The organism is Nonomuraea basaltis (genome assembly GCF_005893125.1).
Taxonomy (GTDB): domain Bacteria; phylum Actinomycetota; class Actinomycetes; order Streptosporangiales; family Streptosporangiaceae; genus Nonomuraea; species Nonomuraea basaltis.
The window spans coordinates 62,072-83,841 of record NZ_VCJS01000034.1 but is presented as its reverse complement, the minus strand read 5'-3'; the positions used below and the strand labels follow the sequence as shown (position 1 = coordinate 83,841).

20 protein-coding genes are annotated in these 21,770 nt (G+C 69.3%); 3 read left to right on the top strand and 17 right to left on the bottom strand.

What is annotated here, in order from left to right:
• The 14 genes from EJK15_RS18575 to EJK15_RS18510 form a co-directional block, all read right to left on the bottom strand.
• The coding region (locus EJK15_RS18575) for a LamG-like jellyroll fold domain-containing protein (protein WP_171074395.1) at positions 1 to 3,803 on the bottom strand (3,803 nt) is incomplete at its 3' end.
• Between the two features lie 71 nt (positions 3,804 to 3,874).
• Entirely contained in the window at positions 3,875 to 4,990 is a 1,116-nt protein-coding gene (locus tag EJK15_RS18570) for a hypothetical protein (RefSeq protein ID WP_138711703.1), read from the bottom strand.
• Complete coding sequence (locus EJK15_RS18565; RefSeq protein WP_138711702.1) at positions 4,987 to 5,766, bottom strand: WecB/TagA/CpsF family glycosyltransferase; 780 nt, start codon at positions 5,764 to 5,766, stop codon at positions 4,987 to 4,989. The genes EJK15_RS18570 and EJK15_RS18565 overlap by 4 nt, the downstream gene beginning before the upstream one ends.
• A gap of 52 nt (positions 5,767 to 5,818) precedes the next feature.
• A complete protein-coding gene (locus tag EJK15_RS18560; protein WP_138711701.1) occupies positions 5,819 to 6,742 on the bottom strand; it encodes an endonuclease/exonuclease/phosphatase family protein in 924 nt (307 codons plus the stop codon).
• Positions 6,743 to 6,762: 20 nt separating this feature from the next.
• The gene (gene rfbD / locus EJK15_RS18555) at positions 6,763 to 7,614 is read right to left on the bottom strand and encodes a dTDP-4-dehydrorhamnose reductase (protein WP_138711700.1); all 852 of its coding nucleotides are present in this window, start codon (positions 7,612 to 7,614) and stop codon (positions 6,763 to 6,765) included.
• Complete coding sequence (gene rfbB / locus EJK15_RS18550; protein WP_138711699.1) at positions 7,611 to 8,537, bottom strand: dTDP-glucose 4,6-dehydratase; 927 nt, start codon at positions 8,535 to 8,537, stop codon at positions 7,611 to 7,613. Before rfbB ends, rfbD begins: the two co-directional genes overlap by 4 nt.
• On the bottom strand, positions 8,534 to 9,601 hold the full coding sequence (locus EJK15_RS18545) for a glucose-1-phosphate thymidylyltransferase (RefSeq protein WP_138711698.1): 1,068 nt from the start codon (positions 9,599 to 9,601) through the stop codon (positions 8,534 to 8,536). Before EJK15_RS18545 ends, rfbB begins: the two co-directional genes overlap by 4 nt.
• A gap of 2 nt (positions 9,602 to 9,603) precedes the next feature.
• Positions 9,604 to 11,058: a sugar transferase gene (locus EJK15_RS18540; RefSeq protein WP_138711697.1), complete on the bottom strand. Its 1,455-nt coding sequence runs from the start codon at positions 11,056 to 11,058 to the stop codon at positions 9,604 to 9,606.
• 268 nt (positions 11,059 to 11,326) lie between these two features.
• Complete coding sequence (locus EJK15_RS18535; protein ID WP_240777043.1) at positions 11,327 to 11,701, bottom strand: hypothetical protein; 375 nt, start codon at positions 11,699 to 11,701, stop codon at positions 11,327 to 11,329.
• Positions 11,702 to 11,782: 81 nt separating this feature from the next.
• Positions 11,783 to 12,436, bottom strand: coding sequence for a GntR family transcriptional regulator (locus tag EJK15_RS18530; protein ID WP_138711696.1), 654 nt, complete (start codon positions 12,434 to 12,436; stop codon positions 11,783 to 11,785).
• Positions 12,433 to 13,311: a DMT family transporter gene (locus tag EJK15_RS18525; protein ID WP_138711695.1), complete on the bottom strand. Its 879-nt coding sequence runs from the start codon at positions 13,309 to 13,311 to the stop codon at positions 12,433 to 12,435. Before EJK15_RS18525 ends, EJK15_RS18530 begins: the two co-directional genes overlap by 4 nt.
• Positions 13,312 to 13,352: 41 nt before the next feature.
• On the bottom strand, positions 13,353 to 13,730 hold the full coding sequence (locus EJK15_RS18520; protein WP_138711694.1) for a hypothetical protein: 378 nt from the start codon (positions 13,728 to 13,730) through the stop codon (positions 13,353 to 13,355).
• Positions 13,731 to 13,801: 71 nt separating this feature from the next.
• The gene (locus EJK15_RS18515; protein WP_138711693.1) at positions 13,802 to 14,305 is read right to left on the bottom strand and encodes a GNAT family N-acetyltransferase; all 504 of its coding nucleotides are present in this window, start codon (positions 14,303 to 14,305) and stop codon (positions 13,802 to 13,804) included.
• 11 nt (positions 14,306 to 14,316) lie between these two features.
• Entirely contained in the window at positions 14,317 to 14,688 is a 372-nt protein-coding gene (locus tag EJK15_RS18510) for an MmcQ/YjbR family DNA-binding protein (RefSeq protein ID WP_138711692.1), read from the bottom strand.
• Positions 14,689 to 14,824: 136 nt separating this feature from the next.
• On the opposite strand from EJK15_RS18510, the gene EJK15_RS18505 reads away from it, so the two are divergent.
• Positions 14,825 to 15,451, top strand: a complete 627-nt coding sequence (locus EJK15_RS18505; protein ID WP_138711691.1) for a TetR/AcrR family transcriptional regulator — start codon at positions 14,825 to 14,827, stop codon at positions 15,449 to 15,451.
• Between the two features lie 17 nt (positions 15,452 to 15,468).
• Here the strand turns inward: EJK15_RS18505 and EJK15_RS18500 are convergent, their stop codons facing one another.
• On the bottom strand, positions 15,469 to 15,888 hold the full coding sequence (locus tag EJK15_RS18500; RefSeq protein ID WP_138711690.1) for a VOC family protein: 420 nt from the start codon (positions 15,886 to 15,888) through the stop codon (positions 15,469 to 15,471).
• A gap of 345 nt (positions 15,889 to 16,233) precedes the next feature.
• On the opposite strand from EJK15_RS18500, the gene EJK15_RS18495 reads away from it, so the two are divergent.
• A complete protein-coding gene (locus EJK15_RS18495) occupies positions 16,234 to 16,509 on the top strand; it encodes an isoamylase early set domain-containing protein (RefSeq protein WP_138711689.1) in 276 nt (91 codons plus the stop codon).
• 262 nt (positions 16,510 to 16,771) lie between these two features.
• Positions 16,772 to 19,708, top strand: a complete 2,937-nt coding sequence (locus EJK15_RS18490; protein ID WP_138711688.1) for an AfsR/SARP family transcriptional regulator — start codon at positions 16,772 to 16,774, stop codon at positions 19,706 to 19,708.
• Here EJK15_RS18490 and EJK15_RS18485 read toward each other — a convergent pair.
• Positions 19,638 to 20,882: a cytochrome P450 gene (locus tag EJK15_RS18485; RefSeq protein WP_206060942.1), complete on the bottom strand. Its 1,245-nt coding sequence runs from the start codon at positions 20,880 to 20,882 to the stop codon at positions 19,638 to 19,640. The genes EJK15_RS18490 and EJK15_RS18485 overlap by 71 nt on opposite strands.
• Before the next feature lie 270 nt (positions 20,883 to 21,152).
• Positions 21,153 to 21,710, bottom strand: coding sequence for a GbsR/MarR family transcriptional regulator (locus tag EJK15_RS18480; protein WP_240777041.1), 558 nt, complete (start codon positions 21,708 to 21,710; stop codon positions 21,153 to 21,155).
• Between the last annotated feature and the right edge of the window lie 60 nt (positions 21,711 to 21,770).

Sequence of the window (21,770 nt, the reverse complement as noted above, 5' to 3'; positions counted from 1 at the left end):
GGCGTGTTCATGTCGGTGGTGATCTGGGCTGCGGTGAGCGCCTTGTTGTAAACGCGGACCTCGTCGATCAGGCCGCTGAAATACTCGCCCGAACCGCTGTTGCCACCGATGCGCAACGGACTCGTCCCAGTGCGCAGGTTGCCGCCCGTCGGGTTGGTGGCCACCTGCGTGCCGTTCACGAACATCCGCAACGTCGACCCGTCATACGTGGCCGCCACATGACTCCACGCGTTCAACGGCAGATTGCTCGCAGCGGGCGCGTTCGCCCCCGACGAGGTGTGGATGAACGCCGCCGGACCGCTGCTGCCGCTACCCATGATCGCGTAGGCCAGATCGGCGCCGAACTCCTTCATCAACACCGTCCGCCACCCCGCGACACTGGTAGGCCGCACCCACGCCTCCAGCGTCATCCCATCGGCCAACCGCAACGTGCTGGAATCGGCCACCGTCACCCAACTGGAGGTGCCGTTGAAAGACAGCGCCTGACCGTACTTGCCGGCCGACCAGGTCGCCGAGGTGGCCGTGCCGTTGTTGCCGGTGCCGGAAGAGTCGGTGACGACGGTGCCGGTGCCCGCGTTCATTCCGTAGGCGGCCACCAGCCCCGTGACCGTGGGCGGCTCGGTCACGACCGCCGACGCCTCGTTGGACGACGGACTGGTGTTGCTGGACCCGTCGAAGGCCACGACGCGGTAGTAGTACGTGCCCGCCGCGACACCCGAGTCGGTGAACGACGTGCTCGCGGTCGAGCCCACCTGGTTGGCGCCGGACGGGGTGAACCCGGCGGTGGCGGATCGGTGGACGGTGTACCCGGTCACGGCCACGTTGTCGGTCGAGGCCGTCCAGGTGAGCTGGGCGCTGCCCTGGCCGCCGGTCGCCGTCGGCGAGCCCGGTGCGGTGGGCGGCTGGGTGTCGGGCGGTCCCTGCTGGCCGACGGGCGTGTTCATGTCGGTGGTGATCTGGGCTGCGGTGAGCGCCTTGTTGTAAACGCGGACCTCGTCGATCAGGCCGCTGAAATACTCGCCCGAACCGCTGTTGCCACCGATGCGCAACGGACTCGTCCCAGTGCGCAGGTTGCCGCCCGTCGGGTTGGTGGCCACCTGCGTGCCGTTCACGAACATCCGCAACGTCGACCCGTCATACGTGGCCGCCACATGACTCCACGCGTTCAACGGCAGATTGCTCGCAGCGGGCGCGTTCGCCCCCGACGAGGTGTGGATGAACGCCGCCGGACCGCTGCTGCCGCTACCCATGATCGCGTAGGCCAGATCGGCGCCGAACTCCTTCATCAACACCGTCCGCCACCCCGCGACACTGGTAGGCCGCACCCACGCCTCCAGCGTCATCCCATCGGCCAACCGCAACGTGCTGGAATCGGCCACCGTCACCCAACTGGAGGTGCCGTTGAAAGACAGCGCCTGACCGTACTTGCCGGTGACGGTCCATGTGGTGTTCGCGGCCGTGCCGTTGTTGCCCTTGCCTGAGGCGTCGGCGACGGCCGTGCCGCCGCCTTCGTCCATCGCGTAGGCGGCCACCAGCCCGTCCGGTGCCTGCGACTGCTGGTAGGCCGCGGTGTAGGTCGTCGCGGTGGCGGGCGCGGTGATGTTGTGGTTGGCAGCACCGCCGTCGGACCAGGAGGTGAGCGTGTGGCTGAAGCCGTCGGCGCTCTGCGGCGAGGGCGCGGAGACCGAGTTGTGGGAGCCCACGATCACCGTCCGGGTGAAGGGCGCGATGGTCTGCTCGCTGTTGAAGCCGAGCTGCAGCCCGGCGGGCACGGTCTGGAAGGTCAGGTTCACCGTCTTCGGCTGGAGCAGCGCGCTCTTGGTGTCGGTCAGGCCGTGCGCGTCGGTGACGGTCAGCCTGAGCTCCAGGTGAGCGGGATATTCGTGATCCGGAGGGGCGAAGGAGCCGCTCGTGCCGGTGAACGTGGTGATCTCGTGCTCGTGGCACGTGCTGGGGCAGTGATGCATGATCAGCTTCCACGACATCCGCGACCCCGGAATCGTGCCGTCCTGGGCGTCCGTGCCGGTGCCGGAGAACGAGATCGTGTCCCCGACTGCCCAGGTGAGGGACGACGACGGGGAGTTGATGGTCGCGGTCGGCGGCGTGTTGCTCACGTTGATCGTGACGGTGGCCTCTCCCTGACCGCCACGCCCGTCGTCGGCTCGCAGCTTCACGACGTAGGAGCCCGGCTGGGTGTAGGTGAAGGACGGGGTGGCCGAGGTGGAGTCGTCGAGGTCACCGTCGCCGTCCAGGTCCCACTGGAAGGTGAGCGGGTCGCCGTCGGAATCCGCGGATCCGGCGGAGGAGAAGTTCACCGTGAACGGCGCGCTGCCCGACGTGGCGCTCGTGCCGATGACAGGGGCCGGCGGGTTGTTGTTGTAGATGTAGCGGATGATCTGCCCGTTGGCGTAGTCGACCGCGAAGAGGTCTCCGCCGGGGCCGGTCTGCACCTCCACCGTGGGAATGCCCGAGTCGAACGTGGTGATGGTCGCCGGGTCGGGCAGGCCGTTGGCGCCCTTGGTCATGACCCAGACGCACGAGCGGCTGTAGTCGGAGAAGAACATCGCGCCGTCGTAGGCGTCGGGGTAGGAGCCGCCGTTGTAGAAGGCCACGCCGCTGGAAGAGGCGCCGCCGGACGGGCACGGGTCGTTCGGCGCGGGCCTGGAACCGTGGTTCCAGGCGAAGTACGGCTGCGTGTGGGCCCCTGCGCCCGCCGCGTACAGGTTCTCGCAGAGGGTCAGGTTCAGGTTGTCGTAGCCGCCCTGGCGGCCCGTTCCCTCGTAGCAGGGCCAGCCGAAGTTGCTCACCGGGCCGGTGGGGTTGGCAATGCGGTTGATCTCTTCCCACGTGTTCCAGCCGACTTCACCGGCCCAGACCTCGCTGGTGCCCGGCCGGATGGTGAAGCGGAACGGGTTGCGCTGCCCGTAGGCGATGATCCTGGCCACATTGGGATCGCTGCTGCCGGCGTTCGGGTTGCCGGGAGCGGCCGCGCCGGTGTTCGGGTCGATCCTGATGATGCTGCCGTTGAGTGCGGCGGGGTCACCGCCGGTGCGCAGGTCCTGCGAGCGCAGCGCGCCGCCCTCGGCGGCCGGTGGGGTGAGCGCCGTGCCGACCGGCGATGGCGGGTCGCCGCAGGGGTTGTCCGGGGTGATGTCCGAGCTGGTCAGGTTGTCCTGGCCGTAGTCGGCGAAGTTGAAGCTGGCGCCGTCGCCGCCGCTGGCGTAGAGCATGCCGTCGGAGCCGAACTTGAGGTCGCCCACGGAGTGGCTCGGATGCTGCTGGCACCAGTCGGTGATCAGTGGGGTCTCGACGACCGAGCTGCCCGAGGGCGCCAGTGAGGATAAGCGGCCGGTGACGAGGCAGCCGTCACCGGTGGCGCCGGGCGGAGTCGGGCACGGGTCACCGCTCACGCCTGCCGTCCCCCAGCGTGGCGCGGTGCCACCGGGCACCGCGTCGTAGGCGTACAGGACGTAGATGCGCGGATCGGCCGGGAAAGCGGGGTGCAGGGCCATGCCGAGGAGCCCGCGGTCCCAGAAGTTGTGCACCTGCGTGCGCAGGTCGGCGTGGATCGTCGGCGTGGTGTCGGTGATGGAGTCGAAGACCTTGATCAGGCCGCTCTTCTCGGCGACGAACACCCGGCCGTCCGAGGCGAACTCGATGTTGGTCGGATTGGTCAGTCCGCTGAAGACGACCTGTTTCTGGAAGTTGCCCGGCAGCGCCTGCGCGGCGGATGGCGCGATGAGCACCAGGCCGGTGGTGAGCAGCAGGATGGACAGGAGCGCATGGCGAAGCCGCCTCAACACGAGAACCCCCTAAAAGAGCCGTTACTCCCCCGAGCCCTGAAATCGATCTATCGCACTGAATCAGGCGGAAGTCACGAGGGCTGTCCACATGTGGCCAGCCACGCGTACAGCAGCCATCCCAGCTCGTACGGCCGGCACTCCCGATCGACGGCGACCGGCGGATAGACCCGGTCCAGCACGCCGAGGCGCATTCCCCGATGCACTCCCGTCGCCACGGCCCGCAGGCCGCGCACCAGTTTGCGGGGATCCGCCCTGGCCTCCTTGCGCCACGTCAGAGCGAGCTCCTCGAGCACGAAGGCGGGCCGCTCGATCATCCAGTCGAGTCCCTTGGAGATCTCCGCCACGTAGGCGGTGCCCCCCGCGTCGGCCAGATCGAGCAGCGCCATCGGCGCCATCGCCAGTTGATGGACGCTGTAGACCGGATACCCCTCGACCACCGACCCGGTGCGGGCGTCGTAGTGCCACCACCACTCCCCCTGCGGGCCCTGGGCCTGGCAGATTCCCCGCGCCACCTGCTCGGCCGCACGCAGCGCCTCGGCGTCGCCGGTGGCGGCGTACAGCCTGGCCAGCGCCTGCAGCGGGTAGACCTGATCGGCGAAGCAGCCCACGTGGGCGCGGTACCGGGGGACCAGCGGCCCCTTCCCGAGCGCGTGCGGGTAGAGCCGGTTGCCCGCCAGCCCGCCGAGCAGCCGCTCGCGAGCGCGCTCGACCCGGTCATCAGTCACCCCGGCCGCGACCAGAGCGGCCAGCGCCCACGCCGCTTCGACGGTGTGGACCTGGGTGCCCACGTCCAGCTCCGCGAGGCGGCTCAGCGCCAGATCGAGATCGACGTGCCCGGCCTCCGCCGCCGCCCAGCAGATCAGCGCGGCATCGCCAAGACCCGTCACGTCCGGCAGCCGTTTGATCAGGTTGCCCACCAGGTCGAGGAGGCTGTCACCGGCCAGTGCCGCCCGCTGCCGCTCCTCCTCGAGGGTCGCCACGCCGAGCGCGACGATCGCCGAGTAACGGATGCTGCGCCCTTCCGGCACCGCCGTCCACTTCCCGTCGGCGTCCTGCCGGCCACGGCGGGTGAACACGAACTCACCGTCGGCGTATCCGGGCGGCAGCCCGCGTACCGACAGGTCCACCATGCCCGTCACGAAGTCCTGATGTCCGGAGCTCAGCAGAGCGATCCGGTGATCCGTCACGTCGTCTCCTCGATCCTGCGTTTGACACCGGCCCACTCCCGGACCACCAGGAGCAGGAATCTGCCGTTGGTCCGCACGTAGCGCGGCCCGAGCCGCAGTGGCTCCTGCAGCATTCGGTAGAGCCATTCCAGGCCAAGGCGCTGCCAGCGCAGCGGCGCCCTGCGGGTGTGCCCGGCGAGCACGTCGAACGAGCCGCCCACGCCGTGGATGATCCGCGCCTGGGTGCTCTCGCCCCACTCGCGGATGAAGATCTCCTTCTTCGGCGAGGTGATGCCCAGGAACAACAGATCGGCCTGGGATTCGGCGATCTCGGCGGCGACCTCGGCCGAGTCCTCCACCGGGAAATAGCCGTCATGCGAGCCGGCGATGCCCAATCCGGGATAGCGCAGTCGTACCTCTTCCAGCACTCGGGCCAGCACCTCATCGGTCGCGCCGAGGAAATAGGCGCGGTAGCCGCGCCGGTCTCCCTCGGCCATCAGCTCGGTGAACAGGTCGATGCCCGCCACCCGCTCCGGAAGCCGGTGGCCGAGCATCCGCGCGGCCCAGACCACCGCCTGCCCGTCGGCCAGCACGAGATCGCTGTCGAGAACCGACTGGCGCAACGCGGCGTCCGTGCGCATGTTGACGACCTTGGCGGCGTTCACCACGCCGATGGTGAGGCGCCTCTTCTCCGAAACCGCCACCACGCACTGCGCGATCACCTGGCTCATCGTGAGAGCGTCCAGCACGGTGCCTAATACCGTTTTCCTGGCGGCCTGCCCCGGTAACCTCGTCATCCATCCCCCTGGGTGTCCATGACATATCGGTCCGAGCTCCGGAAACGTGACATCACGGGAGAACCAGCTCGGTGAGCGTCGCGCGATGATCCGTCCGGGGCAGGTGCAGGGTCTGGAAGCTCCGGATCGCGATACGGCGATCGGCCAGGACATGGTCGATGGCCACCTTCGGGAACAGCCGCGGCCGCTCGTAATAGGGCCAGGTCATGGAGAGCCCCTTTCCGGTGACGTCGGCGGCGTCCCGGTAGCCGGTGGCGATCAGGTCACGCAGCACCGCATGGTCGAGGGTGGAGTTGAAATCCCCGGCCAGCACCCGCAGGCGCCCTCCAGCGGGTGGCAGTGCCCGGATGCTCGACGCCCAGCACGCCGTACGCCAGCCCTCTGAGGGCGCGCACGCGTGGACCGCGACGAGCTCCACCTCCCGCCCGCCCGGCAGGGTGAGAACGGCGGGCAGGTGGCGGGGACTCCGCCTGAAGGGAGGGGCGTCGATCGGCACGTCCGCGGGCCGCATCGGGTAGCGCGAGTAGATCGCCGCGCCCTCGGACTCCGTCCCCGGCAGGACGATCTCGTACGGCAGAAGCCTCCCCAGCCCGAGCTCCTCCACCCGTTCCCTCATCTGATCGGTGAACTCCAGCAGGTGCAGGACGTCCGGCCGATCGCGCTCGACCGCGTCCACCAGAACGGGCGGCAGCACGGAGGAGTGCAACAGATTGACGGCCATCACCCGCAGTGCGGGACCTTCGGCGGGCGGGTTACGCTGCGGCACCGCGCGCGGCACCACGATCGCCGCGAAGGCGCCGGTCACCATGAGCGCGGCCACCAGCAGCGGCAGAGCGCGCATGAGGACCGCGAAACCCAGCGGCACCAGCGAGAGGGCAGCCGCATAAGGAGTGAACGACACCAGCTGGGACCAGAAGAACTTCGGCTCCCATCCGAACAGGCGCAGGCTCGCCCACCCGGCGAGGACTGCCACCATGAACCACAGCACCGAGTCTCTTAGACGACGCTGCACTGGCGCCCACGCGTAAGCACCGGCCAGGCCGCGTGCAGCGCCTGGTGCCAATGCCGGATCGGCTTCCCCCTGGTGTGCGCGAGCACGCTGTTGGCCGGGCGCGTGGCCGGCCGCGGGAAGGACGCGGAGGTCACGGGGCGCACCCGCTCGGGATCGAGGCCAAGCAGCGTGAAGACCTCCCTGGCCAGCCCGAACCACGTCGTCTCGCCGGCGCTGGTGCCGTGATAGACGTCCGGCGGCAGGTCGGACTGCGCCAGCCGTACCAGGTAGTCGGCCAGGTCGACCGTCCACGTCGGCTGGCCGCGCTGGTCGTCGACCACCTCGACGGTCTCGCGCTCGGCTGCCAGCCTGATCATGGTTTTCACGAAGTTCTGTCCCGCGGAGCCGTACAGCCAGGCGGAGCGCACCACGTAATGGCCGTGCTCCAGCGCCGCCAGCTCCCCGGCGACCTTGGTCCTGCCGTACGCGTTCACCGGCGCGGTCGGCGAATCCTCCCGGTACGGCTCCGCGCCGGCCCCGTCGAAGACGTAGTCGGTCGAGAGGTGCATCAGCCGCGCCGCGGCCAGGTCGCAGGCCTCGGCCAGCCAGTGCACCGCGTGCCCGTTGACGGCCAGCGCCTCGGCCTCGTGCGTCTCGGCGTCGTCCACCGCGGTCCAGGCGGCACAGTTGATCACGACTCTGGGGCGGTAGGCGGACACGAAGTCGCGCACCGCTCGCTTGTCGCACAGGTCCAAGTCGCGCCGGCCGAGCGCGAGCACCGGCTCGCCGGTCATGGCCACGCGGTCGAGGACGTCGGCGGCCAGCATGCCGCCGGCCCCCGTGATCAGCCATCTCATACGGTGCACCAGTCCGGGTGCTCGGCGTACCAGCGAACGGTGTCCTTGAGCCCCTGCCCGAACGGGATCTCGGCCCGGTAGCCGAGGGCCCGCAGCTTGGAGTCGTCCAGCGAGTACCTGCGGTCGTGGCCCTTGCGGTCCTCGACGTACGCGACCAGGTCCCAGTCACGGCCGCAGGCTTCGAGCAGGCGCGCGGTGAGCTCCTTGTTGGTCAGCTCGGCGGTGCCCGCGATGTGGTAGACCTCGCCGGGACTGCCCCGTTCCGCGACCAGCCGGATGCCCGCGCAGTGGTCCTCGACGTGGATCCAGTCCCGTACGTTCCCGCCGTCCCCGTAGAGCGGCACCTTCCGGCCGCGCAGCAGGTTCGTGATGAACAGCGGGATGAGCTTCTCGGGGAACTGCCTGGGCCCGTAGTTGTTGCCGCACCTGGTGATCGAGACGTCCAGGCCGTGGGTGATCGCGTACGAGCGGGCGATCATGTCGGCGCCCGCCTTCGACGCCGCGTACGGCGAGCGGGGCTGGAGCGGCGCGGACTCGTCCCAGGAGCCGACGTCGATCGAGCCGTACACCTCGTCGGTCGACACCTGGACCACCTTCGGCACCCCGGCCTCCAGGCACGCCTGCAGCAGCGTCTGGGTGCCGAGCACGTTGGTGCGTACGAACTCGGCCGCGCCCTCGATCGAGCGGTCGACGTGGGACTCGGCGGCGAAGTTCACCACGAGGTCGTGGCCGGGGACCACGGCTTCGAGCAGCTTCGCGTCGCAGATGTCCCCGTGCACGAACTCGTGCCGCACCCCGTCGAGGTTGGCCCGGTTGCCGGCGTAGGTCAGCTTGTCGAGCACGGTGACGTACACGTCGTGCAGGCTTCTGACGAAGTGGGAGCCGATGAACCCCGCGCCACCCGTCACCAGAATTCTTGTCATGAAGAGATCTGTACCTTGCTGTGATCGCCCAGCACCAGGCGGTGGGCTCTGGGCGTGTTGGGCGCCGGGGTGACCTCGACGTCGTGGCCGATCAGCGAAGCCTCGATGCGGCCGACCCCGGCGATGGAGGCCCTGGGCAGCACGATCGAATACTCGATCTCGCTGCCGATGACCGAGCATCCTGCGCCGATGGAGGTGAAGGGGCCGACGTAGCTGTCCTGGATCCGCGCCCCCTCGCCGATGATCGCCGGGCCGACGACGCGGGAGCGCTCGACCACCGCGCCCCGCTCGACGACGACGCGGCCCACCAGCTCGCTGGTCTCGTCCACCTGTCCCCGCACCTGGGCCTCGACCGATTCCAGGACGAGCCGGTTGACCTCCAGCATGTCGGTGACGTTGCCGGTGTCCTTCCAGTATCCGGAGATCACCGAGGACTCGACGCGCAGTCCCGCCTCGATCAGCCACTGGATGGCGTCGGTGATCTCCAGCTCGCCCCGCCACGACGGTTTGAGCTCCCCCACGGCCGCGTGGATGGCCGAGCTGAACAGGTAGACGCCGACCAGCGCCAGGTCGCTCTTGGGTTGCGCGGGTTTTTCCTCCAGGCCGACGACACGGCCCTTGGCGTCGAGTTCGGCGACCCCGAACTGGCGGGGGTCGCCGACCCTGGTCAGCATGATCTGGGCGGCGGGACGCTCACGCGCGAACCTGTCCACCAGGCCGTTGATGCCGCCCACGACGAAGTTGTCGCCCAGATACATGACGAAGTCGTCGTCGCCCAGGTACTCGCGGGCGATCAGCACTCCGTGGGCCAGCCCGAGCGGTGCCTTCTGCCTCAGGTACGTCACCTGCAGCCCGAACGCCGAGCCGTCGCCCACGGCCGCCTCGATCTCCGGCTGGGTGTCCCCGACCACCAGGCCCAGCTCCCGGATCCCCGCCGCGGCGATGGCCTCGAGGCCGTAGAACAGGACCGGCTTGTTCGCGACCGGGACCAGCTGCTTGGCCGAGGTATGGGTGATGGGCCGGAGCCGTGTGCCCGACCCCCCGGCGAGCACGAGTGCTTTCACCGCTAGTAAGCCCCTTCTCCACGGGTGACTACGGACCAGGTCTTCCACAGGATCTGCAGGTCGAGGATGAGCGACCAGTTCTCCACGTACCGCAGGTCGAGGCGTACGGACTCCTCCCAGGTGAGGTCGGAGCGGCCGCTGACCTGCCACAACCCGGTCATGCCAGGCTTGACCACCAGGCGGCGGCGGACGTCGGCGCCGTACTTGCCCACCTCTTCCGGCAGCGGCGGGCGCGGGCCGACGAGGGACATCTCGCCGCGCAGGACATTGAGCAGTTGCGGCAGCTCGTCGAGGGAGTACTTCCGCAGGAAAGCGCCTACGCGGGTGATCCTTGGATCGTTCCTAATCTTGAAGAGCACTCCGTCGAACTCGTTCGCGTCAAGTAGGGCGTCCCTGAGCTGTTCCGCATCGACCACCATGGTCCGAAATTTCACGACACGGAACTCTTTGCCGGTTCTGCCGACCCTGGTCTGGTAGAACAGCGCGGGCCCCCGGCTCGTGAGGCGGATCACCAGCACGATCGCCAGCAGCGGCAGCGCCAGGAGCAGCAGCGCGACCCCCGCGACCACGCGGTCGAACACGGCCTTCACGACCTGCTTGGTGCCGTCGAACTCGGGATGCTCCACGTGCAGGAGCGGCATGCCCGCGACGGGCCTGATGCTGATGCGCGGCCCGGCCACGTCGAGGAGCGCCGGGGCCACGAACAGATCGGTGCGCGCGGTCTCCAGGCTCCAGGCCAGCCGGCGCAGCGCGGCCCCGTCCAGTTCGGGACAGGCCAGCACGGCCACGGCGTCGGCCCGCGTGCGCTCGACCGCGCTCGCCACGTCGCCGAAGGAGCCCAGCACCGGGAGGCCGTCCAGGTCGGCGTCCATCGCGTTGCCAGGAAGGCAGGCTCCCACCACCTGCATTCCGTGATACGGCTGACGCCTGAACTGCATCACGAGGCTGAGAATCGACTCCCGGTGCCCGACCGCGATCACCTGGCGCATGTAGTCGCCCACCGCTCTCCTTCGGTGGAGACGTTTGCGCATCCGGTAGCGGAAGTACAGCGTGGCCAGCAAGGCCAGCGGCAGCATCGCCATCACGAAACTCCGCGCGATCACGGTCTGCGTGGCATAGGCCATGATGGCGACAGTGGCCATCAGGCCGACGCCGCCGTTGAAAACCGCTTTGAACTCCTCCGTCCCCTCGCCATTGGCCCGTTGCCGGTACGCGCCGCCCATCATGAGCGCGACCGGCCAGGCGATCAGGAGGCCGAATCCGAGCATGTACTCGACCACTGGAACGAACGCGCCGGCGATCAGCCGGATGCCCAGCACGCATACGCATGCCAGGAGCGCGCAGATCGTGTCCCCGTATAACAGAAGCCGTAGATACGCCCGCGTCCAGATGCTGGACGCACGACGTGGCACGGCCTCGAGGAGCACGACAGCGGACTCCCCAGTCCCCACCCTCATAACACCACCCTGACAACACTTTGCACCGCGATAACTTGACGTTCCTTGTGCCACATGGGTTGACAAGTCCCACGTACCAATCAAGGGCGGCGGCCCCCACTAAAGAGTAAAGATCGATTCCGGCATGGGGAATAACGTCAAATGTCCACAATCGGACGCAAGACCGGCGGGCCTGAGGCTTGACGGAACGGTCCAGGAGTGCAGCGGCGCGAGAAAAATATATGAGACTTACGGGGATATTTCGGCAGATTACGGTCGGGCGAGCGTTCTAGTCGTACTCCAGGTCCGGCAATGCGGACGGCGGGTCCGGGCTGCGCCAGACGACCACGACTCCGTCGTGTGCGGAATCGGAGGCCAGAGTGAGCCGGTCGAGGTCGAAGTCCGGAAGGTAGCGCAGGCGGGCGAGGAAGGTGGCGTCCGTGGCCGAGCGCGGCACCACGCAGCCCTCGCCGTCGCGGTCGAGCAGGATGTAGAGGACGTCTTCCCCGGATTCGGTGACGACACGGACCTCCACCACGTCCTCCCACGCGAGGGCCTCGACGCTACCGTCCGCGTAGTGACGGGTGACGCCTTCTTCCGTGACATACACGTAGGAGTCCGGCATCGGGTTGCCGTGCATGGCCGCGATTCTTGCGAGTTCCATGGCAGTCCCGCAAGGGTTCGCGCGCAATGGTGCGGTTGGCCACGTCAGAAGCGGTCTTCTCCCGGCCTACGGGAGCGGCTTCTAGTCCCCCCAGGAGTGCCTGGAGGCAGCGCTCTGGTCACCCCAGGAGTGGCTGAGATGCGCCGCCACCGCCGCCCTGGCCGCGTCCTCCGGCCCGTCCGCGATCGCGTCGAGCAGCTCGCGATGCTCACTTACCAGCACGTCCCGGTCCTTGTAGATCTCCCGCAGCCGCACGAGCCCGAGCCGGGTCTCCGCCGCCAGCACGCCGTAGAGCCGTTCGAGCCGCGGGCTGCCGACCGCCTCGATCAGCGCCTGGTGCAGCGCCATGTGCTCGGCCACGGACTCCGACCACGGTGCGCCGGCGGGCAGCGCCGCCATCCGGTGCAGCGCGGCCTCCGCCCTGGGAACCCGCTGCCCGGCCACGGCCTGCGCCATGAGGTCCTCGAGCGGGCGGCGGACGTACATGAGGTCGTTGAGGTCCGAGATCGTCACCTCGGGGACATAGGCGCTGCGATTGCGCTCGCGCCTGAGCAGTCCTTCGTGGACCAGGCTCGCCAGCGCCTCCCGCACGGTCGGCCTGGCGACGCCGTACGACGCGGCGATCTCCTGCTCGGGCAGCGGGGTGCCGGGCGCGATCTCGCCGGAGAGCACCCTGCTGCGCAGGGCGTCGGCGAGCGCCCCGACGGTGGAGACGGGTCTGAGCGGCAACGTCACGCCTGCGACTCTAACGCCCTTTCCGGTACGGCCAACTTCTCCGGCACGGCCACCGCCACCAGGCTGAGCGCCAGCAACACGAGCCCGGCGACCGAGACCGGCGTCAGCCGCTCACCGAGCACCACCAGCCCGAGCAACGCGGCCACGGCGGGCTCGGCCAGTGCCAGCGTGGCGGCCGTGGCCACGGGAGTGGTCCGCAGGCCCCGCCCGTACAGGAAGTAGGACAGAGCGGTGGTCCCGAGCCCGAGGTAGATCACGGCCAGCAGCCCCCGCGGCTCCCCCATCCACCCGGCATCGCCCATCAGCAGCACGGGCAGCATGATCACTGCCGCCCCGCCGAACAGCACCCCCATCACCGCGTTGGACTGCTCCCCATCTCCGATCGCCCGCGCCGCCGTGACCGCGTAGAAGGCGTACAGCAGCCCCCCGAGCAGCGCGAACAACACTCCCGACACCATCTGCCCGCCCGCCTGCGCGTCCCCGCCCACGATCAGAGCCGCGCAGCCGCAGATCGCCGCCGTGGTGGCCAGCGTCCACCGGCCGCTCGGGCGGCGGCCGTGGAGCATCCAGGACAGCAGCCCGGTGAAGACGGGCCCGCTGCCGATCGCGACCACGGTGCCGATGGCCACGCCGGTGCGGCCGACGGCGGCGAAGAAGCAGAGCTGGTACGCGGCCACCGCGGCGGCGGCCAGCAGCAAGCCGGGGCTGATCACGCGCCTGACGCCCGTCCCGGCGAGCAAGGCCAGGGCCGTGCCTCCGACGACGAGCCGGGCGGCGGCCAGGGCGATGGAGTCGGCGGAGACGAGCAGTCCCGCGGTGCCGGCCGTGCCCCAGAGCACGGAGGCGGCGATGACCGCGAGAGGTCCGTTCTTCATTCCAGCATTGTCTGACAACTAGACAACCATGTCCAACTGTTTTAGATGAGGCCCTCCAGCAGTTGGTCGATCGTGCGACCGGCGGGGGCGGCCAAGTCGCCGGCATAGTCGTCGAGCACGACGAGCGCGTCGTGGATGTCCAGGACGCTCTTGCGCGGCAACGCGAGGATGATCTCGTCTTCCGCGGTGATCGAGCCCTCCACGTGGAAGGCGTCGGCGGAGGCGGCGATGGAGACCTCGAAAGACACCTCGCGACCGTCGGGCAGGGTGAAGGCGGTGCGGATGCGGGCACCGGCGGGCGGGATGAAGACGGAGAAGTGCTCACGTCTGACGAAGGGGTGATGTAACTCCGCGAGGATCCCCGACGCCCGGCTCAGGGCCGCCAGGAGGCCGGCCGCGGCCAGACTCTGGCTGTCCACTCAGAAAGCGTAGATCAGCCCGCCGTCATCTGGCCAGGCGGCGGCAGGAATCGCCGAGGTCGCCGGGCACCTCAGTCGGTGGCCAGGCGGGCGTGGCGTTCGACGTCGTAGCGGACGCCCTCGTAGCAGAGCTTGCCCCGCTCGATGCCCTCGGGCCGGAACCCGGCCTTGGTGGCGACCTTGCACGAGGCCGGATTGTTCGTACGATGCCCCAGCTCGAGCCGGAAGAGCCCGCGCTCCTCGAACGCCCACCGGGCCGCCTTCTCCGTGGCCGCCGCCGCGATCCCCCGCCCCCGGGCCTCCGGCACGACCCAGTAGGAGACCCATCCGTTGTCGTGCGCGTCGATCCCGGCCACCGCCACGTTCCCGACCACCCGCTCCCCGCCTGAGCCGTCGACCGTCACGGCGAAGGCGTGGCCGACGCCCTGCCAGGAGGCGATCCACCCCAGGGCGTCCTTGAGCGTGACGATCGGCCAGGCCGCCTGCCGCCGCAGATCAGGCGCCTGAAACGCCTTGAGCACGACCGGCGCGTCGCTGTCGCGCCACTCCCGCAGCCGGATGTTCACGTCGGTCACGCTGCCCGAGATTACCCGGGACGCACCTGCTGCCCGATCTGGTGGGTGGCCTCGAAGTCGGCCACCAGCTGCTTGGGCGCGGTCAGGCACCACGCCTCCGCCACGAGCTCGAACAGCTCATCGGAGTCGATCTTGTCGAGATGGACCACCACCCACCCGAACCGCCCGGCCGTGAACTGCACCTCGAACACCTCGGGCCGCTCGTTGACCAGCGCGATCTGCTCTTCGATCGTGGCCTTGAGCCCGACGGTCTCGGTCGCCTCCCACAGGTAGCCGAACCCCTTGTCCCGCACCTTGAGGCCGATCCACTCACCGCCGTGGCTCATCCGGACCTCGGGCAGCTCGTCCAGCAGCTCCAGAAACTCATCGACGCTCACACCCATGCCGCCCTGTGTACCAGACCCGGCCGACAGTTCCCACAGGCGGCTGTGGCCGGTGAGCGCTTCGACGCCGGACGGAGCACCGCTAACGTGAGGCCAGGGCGAGAGGACGCCCGGTGCTGACGCGTAAGGACATCGAGTGGCCGACACACGTACGAAACTGCTGGAAGGCGCGCTGGAGACGCTCAAGCGGCAGGGGATCGCCGGCGTCTCCGCCCGTACGATCGCCTCCACGGCCGGCGTCAACCAGGCCCTCGTCTTCTACCACTTCGGCAGCGTCGACCAACTGCTCGCCGCCGCCTGCGAGCACGGCTCCCAGCAGCGCATCGCCCTCTACCGCGACCGCTTCGCGTCCGTGACCTCCCTCCGCGAGCTGCTGGATCTGGGTCGCGCGCTGCACGCGGAGGAGCGGGCGGAAGGCAGCGTCGCGGCGCTCGCCCAGCTCCTCGCCGGCAGCCAGACCGACGCCACGCTGGCCCCCGCCGCCACCGCCGGCCTCAGCCTGTGGATCGCCGAGGTGGAGCAGGCGCTCCGGCGGGTCCTGGCGAACTCGCCGCTGGCCGAGTTCGTGGACGTGTCGGGCCTGGCCAAGGCGACGGCCGCCGCGTTCGTCGGATTGGAGCTGTACGAGGGCGTGGACGCCGAAGGCGCCGATCAGGCGCTGAACGCGCTGGAGGAGCTGGCCACGCTGGTCACGGCCCTGGAGGACATGGGCCCGATGGTCCGCCGCGCCGTACGGGGAAAGCTCCGCAGAACCCTGCGGTGAGGGCGCAGCGAGGCGGTTCACTGGTAATAGCGAACTTCCAGAACGTTGCCATCGGGATCCGGGAAATAAATCGTCTCCGGCGCGATTCCCTGCGCCCCGAAGGAACTGCTACCGGTGCCGGTGATCTCCACCCCGTGCTGCTTCAGCCTGACCTGCAGCGCATCGAAATCCTCCCTGCTGACGGCCAGGCAGAAATGGTTGACCGGATGCCCGGCACTGCCCTTCACCCCGGTGCCCTCGTCCACGCTGGGCGCGACCTCGTACGCCATGAGGTCGAGGATGCTCTCCGGCGCGATCCGCACACTCGGGAAAGCCGCCTTTCCCTCGCGAAACTCCTCGGCCCGCACCCCGGGCAGGCCGACCACCTGCTCGTAGAACCTCAGGGATCGGAGCTGGTCGGCCACCCAGCAGACGAGATGGTCAAGGCGCGCATCCATGAAAACCTCCACTGTCCAATATCTGCCGCCCGAATCACCCTGTCCACCTGTCGTTACAGTAGCCCGCCAACGGCCGCCTTGGAGAAAGGGCCGGTTAACGCGCAGTTACCGCTGATGACCTGCGCCGGCGAGACGCCGTTACCGCTCCTGCCCGCAGCCGGACGCTGGTTCGATCGCCGGCGCCGGAGATCTCCCTCCCCGCACCGAAGACCTGGTCACCGCCCGGACCGACGTCATGTCGAAAACTACCGTGAACGTCACGTTACGTCCCGCGTGTCGTGCTGCGCTGTGACTCGACGCACGGGAGGCTGTGCCTTGCTCGACCCGAGGAAGGAGCACCCCCCGATGCTCAGACGTGCACGACTGTTCGGCAACAAGACCCGGATCACCTTCAGCATGCCTGTCAATCAACCGCCGGGCGTGATCAGCGTCGTCGGCGACTTCAACGGATGGGAGCCCGGCAAGCACGAGCTGGTGCCCCGCCGCAACGGAACCCGCACCATCTCGGTGATCCTGCCGTCGGGCATCCACCGATTCCGCTACCTGGCGACGGGCGGCCTGTGGCTGGACGACGAGACCGCGGACGTGGTCGACGACCAGGGGAGCCAGATCCGGCTCTGATCCACCGTGTACGGCAGGCGCCTCAGCAAGCGGCCGGATGCCCGACCTCCGGAACGCGGCGGCTGAGCCGTACAGCCCCGCCTGCTCATCGTGCCTGCCCGGTGAGCAGCGCCGTGCCCTCAAGCCCTCGGCTTCGCCCCGCCGGAGCAGGCTGCCGCCATGATCGAGTCTCGACTATCCTGACAAATGTCCTGGACAGATTTCCACACGTCGGGGTGCAGGTTCCGCCGGTCCGGTTCGTCAGCTTGGCTGGAGGTCGCAGGTGGATTCTGAAGGTCGCACGCGGGCCAGGTTCCGCGTGCTCGGGCCGGTGGAGCTCCAGACCGATGCCGGACACGTCGTCCTGACCGGCAAGCAGGGGGCGTTGCTGACGATCCTGCTGCTGAGCGCCAACCGTGTGGTGTCGGTCCAGCGGCTGGCGGAGTCGCTGTGGGGCGAGCCACTGCCCAGCTCTCCTTCCTCCCGCGTCCGGATGCTGGTCTCCGACCTCAGGAAGACGTGCATCGCCGCGGGGGACGATCTGATCCGTACGCAGCGGCCCGGGTACGTGGTGCGGCTGGCGCCCGATCAGCTCGATCTGACCAGGTTCCTCGACTGCGTGGCGCAAGCCCGCGAGGCAGCGGCGGGAGGTGCCCTGGAGACCGCGATGACCCACTACGACGAGGCGTTGAGCCTGTGGCACGGGGCCCCGCTGATGGGGATCGACGGCTCCTTCGTCCCGGCGGAGGCGGCCAGGCTCGAGGAGCTGAGGCTGGAAGCGGTGGAGGAGCGCGGCTCGGCCATGCTCGCGATGGGCAGGTATGCCGAGGCCATCACTGAGCTCACCGCGGTCATCACGGACCATCCCCTGCGGGAGCCGGCGCACGGTCGGCTCATGCTCGCCCTGTATCGGAGCGGCAGGCGTGCCGACGCTCTGACGGTCTACCGGAGGCTGCGGGAGCGGGTCATCGAGGAGCTGGGGCTGGAGCCCGAACGCGAGCTGCAGCGGCTTCACCAGCGGATCCTCACCTCGGACAGCAAGCGCGAACCCGCGGACACCCCTCTGGGAACCTCGGACACCGCTCCGGAACCGTCCCGTCAACAGCCACGCCATCAACTACGGCATCAGCTACATGGCGCTCCTCGCAATCCGGTGGTCCCCGTGCCGGTCCCCCGGCAGTTACCCGCTCCGCCACCGCACTTCGTCGGCCGCGACCGCGAACGCGCCGAGCTGGATCGCCTCGCCCGTGACCGGACCACGAACAGCGTGGCCATAGCCGCCGTCAGCGGCGGCGGGGGCATGGGGAAGACCTGGCTGGCCCTGCACTGGGCGCACGACAACATCGACCTCTTCCCCGACGGCCAGCTCTTCGTCAACCTCCACGGGTTCGACCCGAACAGCGGCCCGCTGCCGGCTCATGTGGCGCTGCGCCATTTTCTCGGTTCCCTCGGTGTCCCGGCGGCGGCCATCCCCGCCGAGGAGGAGGCCCAGGCCGGGCTCTACCGGTCACTGGTCGCGGGCCGCCGCCTGCTCGTCGTCCTGGACAACGCCCGCGACGTGGCGCAGGTCGAGCCGCTGCTCCCGGGCAGCCCCGGTGGCACCGTAGTGATCACCAGCCGTAACCGCCTCCCTGGACTGAACGCCACCCGCGGCGCGAGCCTGATCGGGCTGGACGCCCTCACGCCCGCCGAGACCCGCCGCCTGCTCCGCTGCCACCTGGGCGAATCGAGGATCGGCGAGGATCCCGACAGCGTGGCCGTCCTCGTGGAGCACAGCGGCGGCCTGCCCCTGGCGGTCGGCGTGCTCACCGCACGCGCCGCCATGCACCCCGGCTTTCCCCTGTCGGTCCTCGCCCAGGAGCTGAGCAGCCCCTCCACCCGCCTCGACGCCCTGCAGACCGGCGACCTGAACACGGACCTCCGGGCCACGTTCACCGCCTCGTACGAGGCTCTCGACGCCGCCACCGCCCGGCTGTTCGCGCTGCTGGGACTGGCGCCGTGGCCGGACATCAGCCTGCGATCGGCCGCCGCGCTCGCCGGCCTGCCCGCCTCCCGCACCCGGGTCTTGCTGCACGACCTGGAAGCCGCCAACCTGATCCATCAGCACCGTCCCGGGCGGTACCGCACGCATGACCTGATCCGCCTCTACGCCGCCGAACGCGCGCAGTCCGACCGGCCCGATCATGAGCGGGCGGAGGCGCTCACCCGCCTGGTCGACCACTACGTGCACACCGCGTGCGCCGGCGACCGGCTGCTGTTCCCCAACCGTCCGCTGGCCGCGCGGATCCTCCCCGAGCGCGGCCAGGACGTATTCGAGGACGCCGCGTCGGCCTGGGCCTGGTTCGAGGCCGAGCAGTCCGGCCTCATCGCCGTACAGCAGCTCGCCGTACGGCTGGGCATGGACGCCGCCGCCTGGCGGCTGGCCTGGGCGATGGACACGTTCCACAAGCGGTGCCACCACGAGCTGCGACTCGAGTCCTGGCAGACGGCTCTGGCCGCCGCCGAGCGGTTGGGCGACCCGGGCACCCGGGCCTTCGCCCACTGGTATCTGGGGTACGCCTACGCCCAGGCCGCCCGGGCCGGCGACGGCATAGAGCACTTGGGGCTCGCGTACAAGCTGTTCGAGCAGGACGAAGACCTCGCCGGGCAGGCGCACACCAGCCACACCCTCGGGTATGCCTGGCTCGTACGAGGCGACCCCGAGCGCGCGTTCCCTCATGTGGAGAACGCCCTGCGCCTCCAGCGGGAACTCCGGGACCCCCTCTGGGAGGCCAACGCGCTCAGCGCCGCCGGATGGTGCCACGCCAAGCTCGGCCAGTACCCGAAGGCGCGTTCGTACTGCGAGCAGGCTCTGGGGTTGTTCCAGCGGTACGAGGATTCGAACGGCGAGTCCGCCACGCTCGACAGCCTCGGCTACATCGCCCACCGGGCGCGGCAACACGATCAGGCGCTCGACTACTACAGCCGATGCCTCGAACTGCGCGAGAGACTCGGCAACACCTTTCAGGGCGCCGACACCCTGGCCCGCATCGGCGACGTCCACCACGAAACGGGCCGGCCCGCCGCCGCCAGGGACGCCTGGCAGCAAGCGCTCGATCTCTATCTCAGGCAACACCGCGCGGCCGAGGCCCAGAACGTACAGGAGAAGATCAGGCGCTCTGCCGTGCGGCCTTCCTCCGCGACCGGACCCTCAGGTCACGCGGCACCAGCAGACCACTGAAATCGGGCACGATCGCCGTCTCCTGCGGCCGAGCCAGGTCCATGTAGCTGACCAGCCAGAACGTCGCCAACGTCAACTGCATCATGCCGAGCTGGGTTCCCACGCACACCCGCGGCCCGGCGCCGAACGGCAGGTAGGTGTGCCTGACGGGCGCGACATGAGGCTCCAGCCACCGTTCCGGCACCAGCCGGTCAGGGTCGGACCACCAGCGTGGATCCCGATGCAGCCGGTACAGGCTGAACAGCACCTGATCCCCCGTCTTGAGACGCCAACCGTCGAGCTCGGTCTCCCGGCGTACGGTCCTGCCGATCAGCCAGGTCGGCGGCCACAGCCTGAGCACCTCCTTGACGAACGCCTCGGTGTACGGCAGCTCCTCCACGACGGGAACATCGCCGGCCGAAGCGGCCTCGGCCTCCAGCCGGGCCAGCACGTCCGGCCGCGTGGTGAGCTCGTACACGATCCAGGTGAACGCGGTGGCCGGGACGCCGAGCGCGGCGAGCATGATCCCGCGCAGGAACCGCTCGATCTGCAGGTCGGACAGCTCCCGGTCGCCCGAGGCGAGCAGCACGCTGAGCAGATCCTGAGCGGACGGATCTCCGGCCTGGCGGCGACGGCGCACGATGTCGGACATGAGCGCCAGGAGCCGCTTGCGGGACCTGGCGAAGCGCCGCACCCGGCGCGACGGCCACCACGGCGGGAGCTGCAGCGAATCGCGCGACAGGGGGTCGATGGCCGCCACGTTCTCGGCCAACGTCTCCGGCACGCCTTCCGCGTCGGCGCTCAGGCAGAAGTCAGCGGTCGCCCGGCCGAAGAAATCGGTCATCGTGGCGAGCACGTCCATCTCCCCGTCACCGACGGTCTTGAAGAAGACCTCGCGCAGCCGCTCGGCGTGCGCCTGCGCCACCCTCCTGTGCAGACCCTGCCAGCCCGCGCGACGGGTCGTGGTCCACAGCTCGGCGTCGGCCGCCATCCGCTCGGTGTCCACGCGTCCCGCCAGCGGCGAATTCTCGGCCAGGAAATCCTTGTTGGTTCTGGTGAGCAGCGCATGCACCTGATCCGGTGAGGACACCACGATGGTGCGGGCGTCGAACGAGAAGACATCCCCGTATTCACTGTGGCACCGTTCCAGAAACCCGTTCCTGTCCCGGTCGTACTCCTCGGTGTTGCCGAACAACCCGTGCCCTCGGGGCCCGGGCGGTCGCTCCGAACCAGCTGCATGCGTCACTCGTCGGCCCTCAGACGGTTAGTTGAAGAAGTTCCAGTAGGTGTACATGCCTCCCATGCGAATCCGGCCCAGGACGCGGACGGCTGCGTGTCGGATGTGCTTCATGTGTTACCTCCGTGGCGACTGACTTCACTGACCACGATCGATCAACGGCCGCATGATCTGCGCATGAAACCCGCATGCCCGGCCACCCGGGCAAGCCCGCGCACCAAGTGCGGGTCATCGGACGGACCGGGCTCCTCGCCCCGGGCTGCCCGACTGCTCTGCGGGCTGAGCGTTCAACTCGTTCCACTTATGCAGAAGCTGGGGGACCTCGCTGCGGAGGAACGCGAAGAAGCGCCGGGTCTCGTCCATCCGGGCACCCGCGGGCGTGTCCGTGCCGAGCACCTCGGCCCCATCGCGCGCCCCCTCCTCGAAGCGACGGAACACCTCGTCACTCGACGCTGCCGCTTTGTACCAAGCCGTCTGGTCGACGCGGTAATGATCACGACGCTCTCCGGGGGCCCGCTCCCGGGCCACCATCCCGACCCTCATCAGGTACTTCACCGCACCCGAGACGGCCGACGGGCCGACCTGCAGCACGTCGGCGAGTTCGGCGGCGGTACGCCGGCCGTCGTCGGCGATGAGGAGCGCCGCGAGCACGCGTGCGGCCATGCGCGGATAACCCGAGTCAGACATGATCACGGCGAAGCGTTCGAGGAACCGCAGCGCGTCGGCCGTGGGCGCGTTGTCGGCTCTCTCGATCATGCCGCTCTCGTCGTCGGCTCTCTCGGTCATGCACACCCCTGCGCGTCGCCTCTGATAGGCCCCAGGTTACAGACTATCGATACTTCACGA

Bases quoted from the DNA above. Each gene is read 5' to 3' on its own strand.
- rfbB (WP_138711699.1), bottom strand. From the start codon at position 8,537: ATGACAAGAATTCTGGTGACGGGTGGCGCGGGGTTCATCGGCTCCCAC.
- EJK15_RS18525 (WP_138711695.1), bottom strand. From the start codon at position 13,311: ATGAAGAACGGACCTCTCGCGGTCATCGCCGCCTCCGTGCTCTGGGGC.
- EJK15_RS18480 (WP_240777041.1), bottom strand. From the start codon at position 21,710: ATGACCGAGAGAGCCGACGACGAGAGCGGCATGATCGAGAGAGCCGAC.
- EJK15_RS18495 (WP_138711689.1), top strand. From the start codon at position 16,234: ATGCTCAGACGTGCACGACTGTTCGGCAACAAGACCCGGATCACCTTC.
- EJK15_RS18500 (WP_138711690.1), bottom strand. From the start codon at position 15,888: ATGGATGCGCGCCTTGACCATCTCGTCTGCTGGGTGGCCGACCAGCTC.
- EJK15_RS18535 (WP_240777043.1), bottom strand. From the start codon at position 11,701: ATGGAACTCGCAAGAATCGCGGCCATGCACGGCAACCCGATGCCGGAC.
- EJK15_RS18540 (WP_138711697.1), bottom strand. From the start codon at position 11,058: ATGAGGGTGGGGACTGGGGAGTCCGCTGTCGTGCTCCTCGAGGCCGTG.
- EJK15_RS18560 (WP_138711701.1), bottom strand. From the start codon at position 6,742: ATGGTGGCAGTCCTCGCCGGGTGGGCGAGCCTGCGCCTGTTCGGATGG.
- EJK15_RS18565 (WP_138711702.1), bottom strand. From the start codon at position 5,766: ATGACGAGGTTACCGGGGCAGGCCGCCAGGAAAACGGTATTAGGCACC.
- EJK15_RS18510 (WP_138711692.1), bottom strand. From the start codon at position 14,688: ATGGGTGTGAGCGTCGATGAGTTTCTGGAGCTGCTGGACGAGCTGCCC.
- rfbD (WP_138711700.1), bottom strand. From the start codon at position 7,614: ATGAGATGGCTGATCACGGGGGCCGGCGGCATGCTGGCCGCCGACGTC.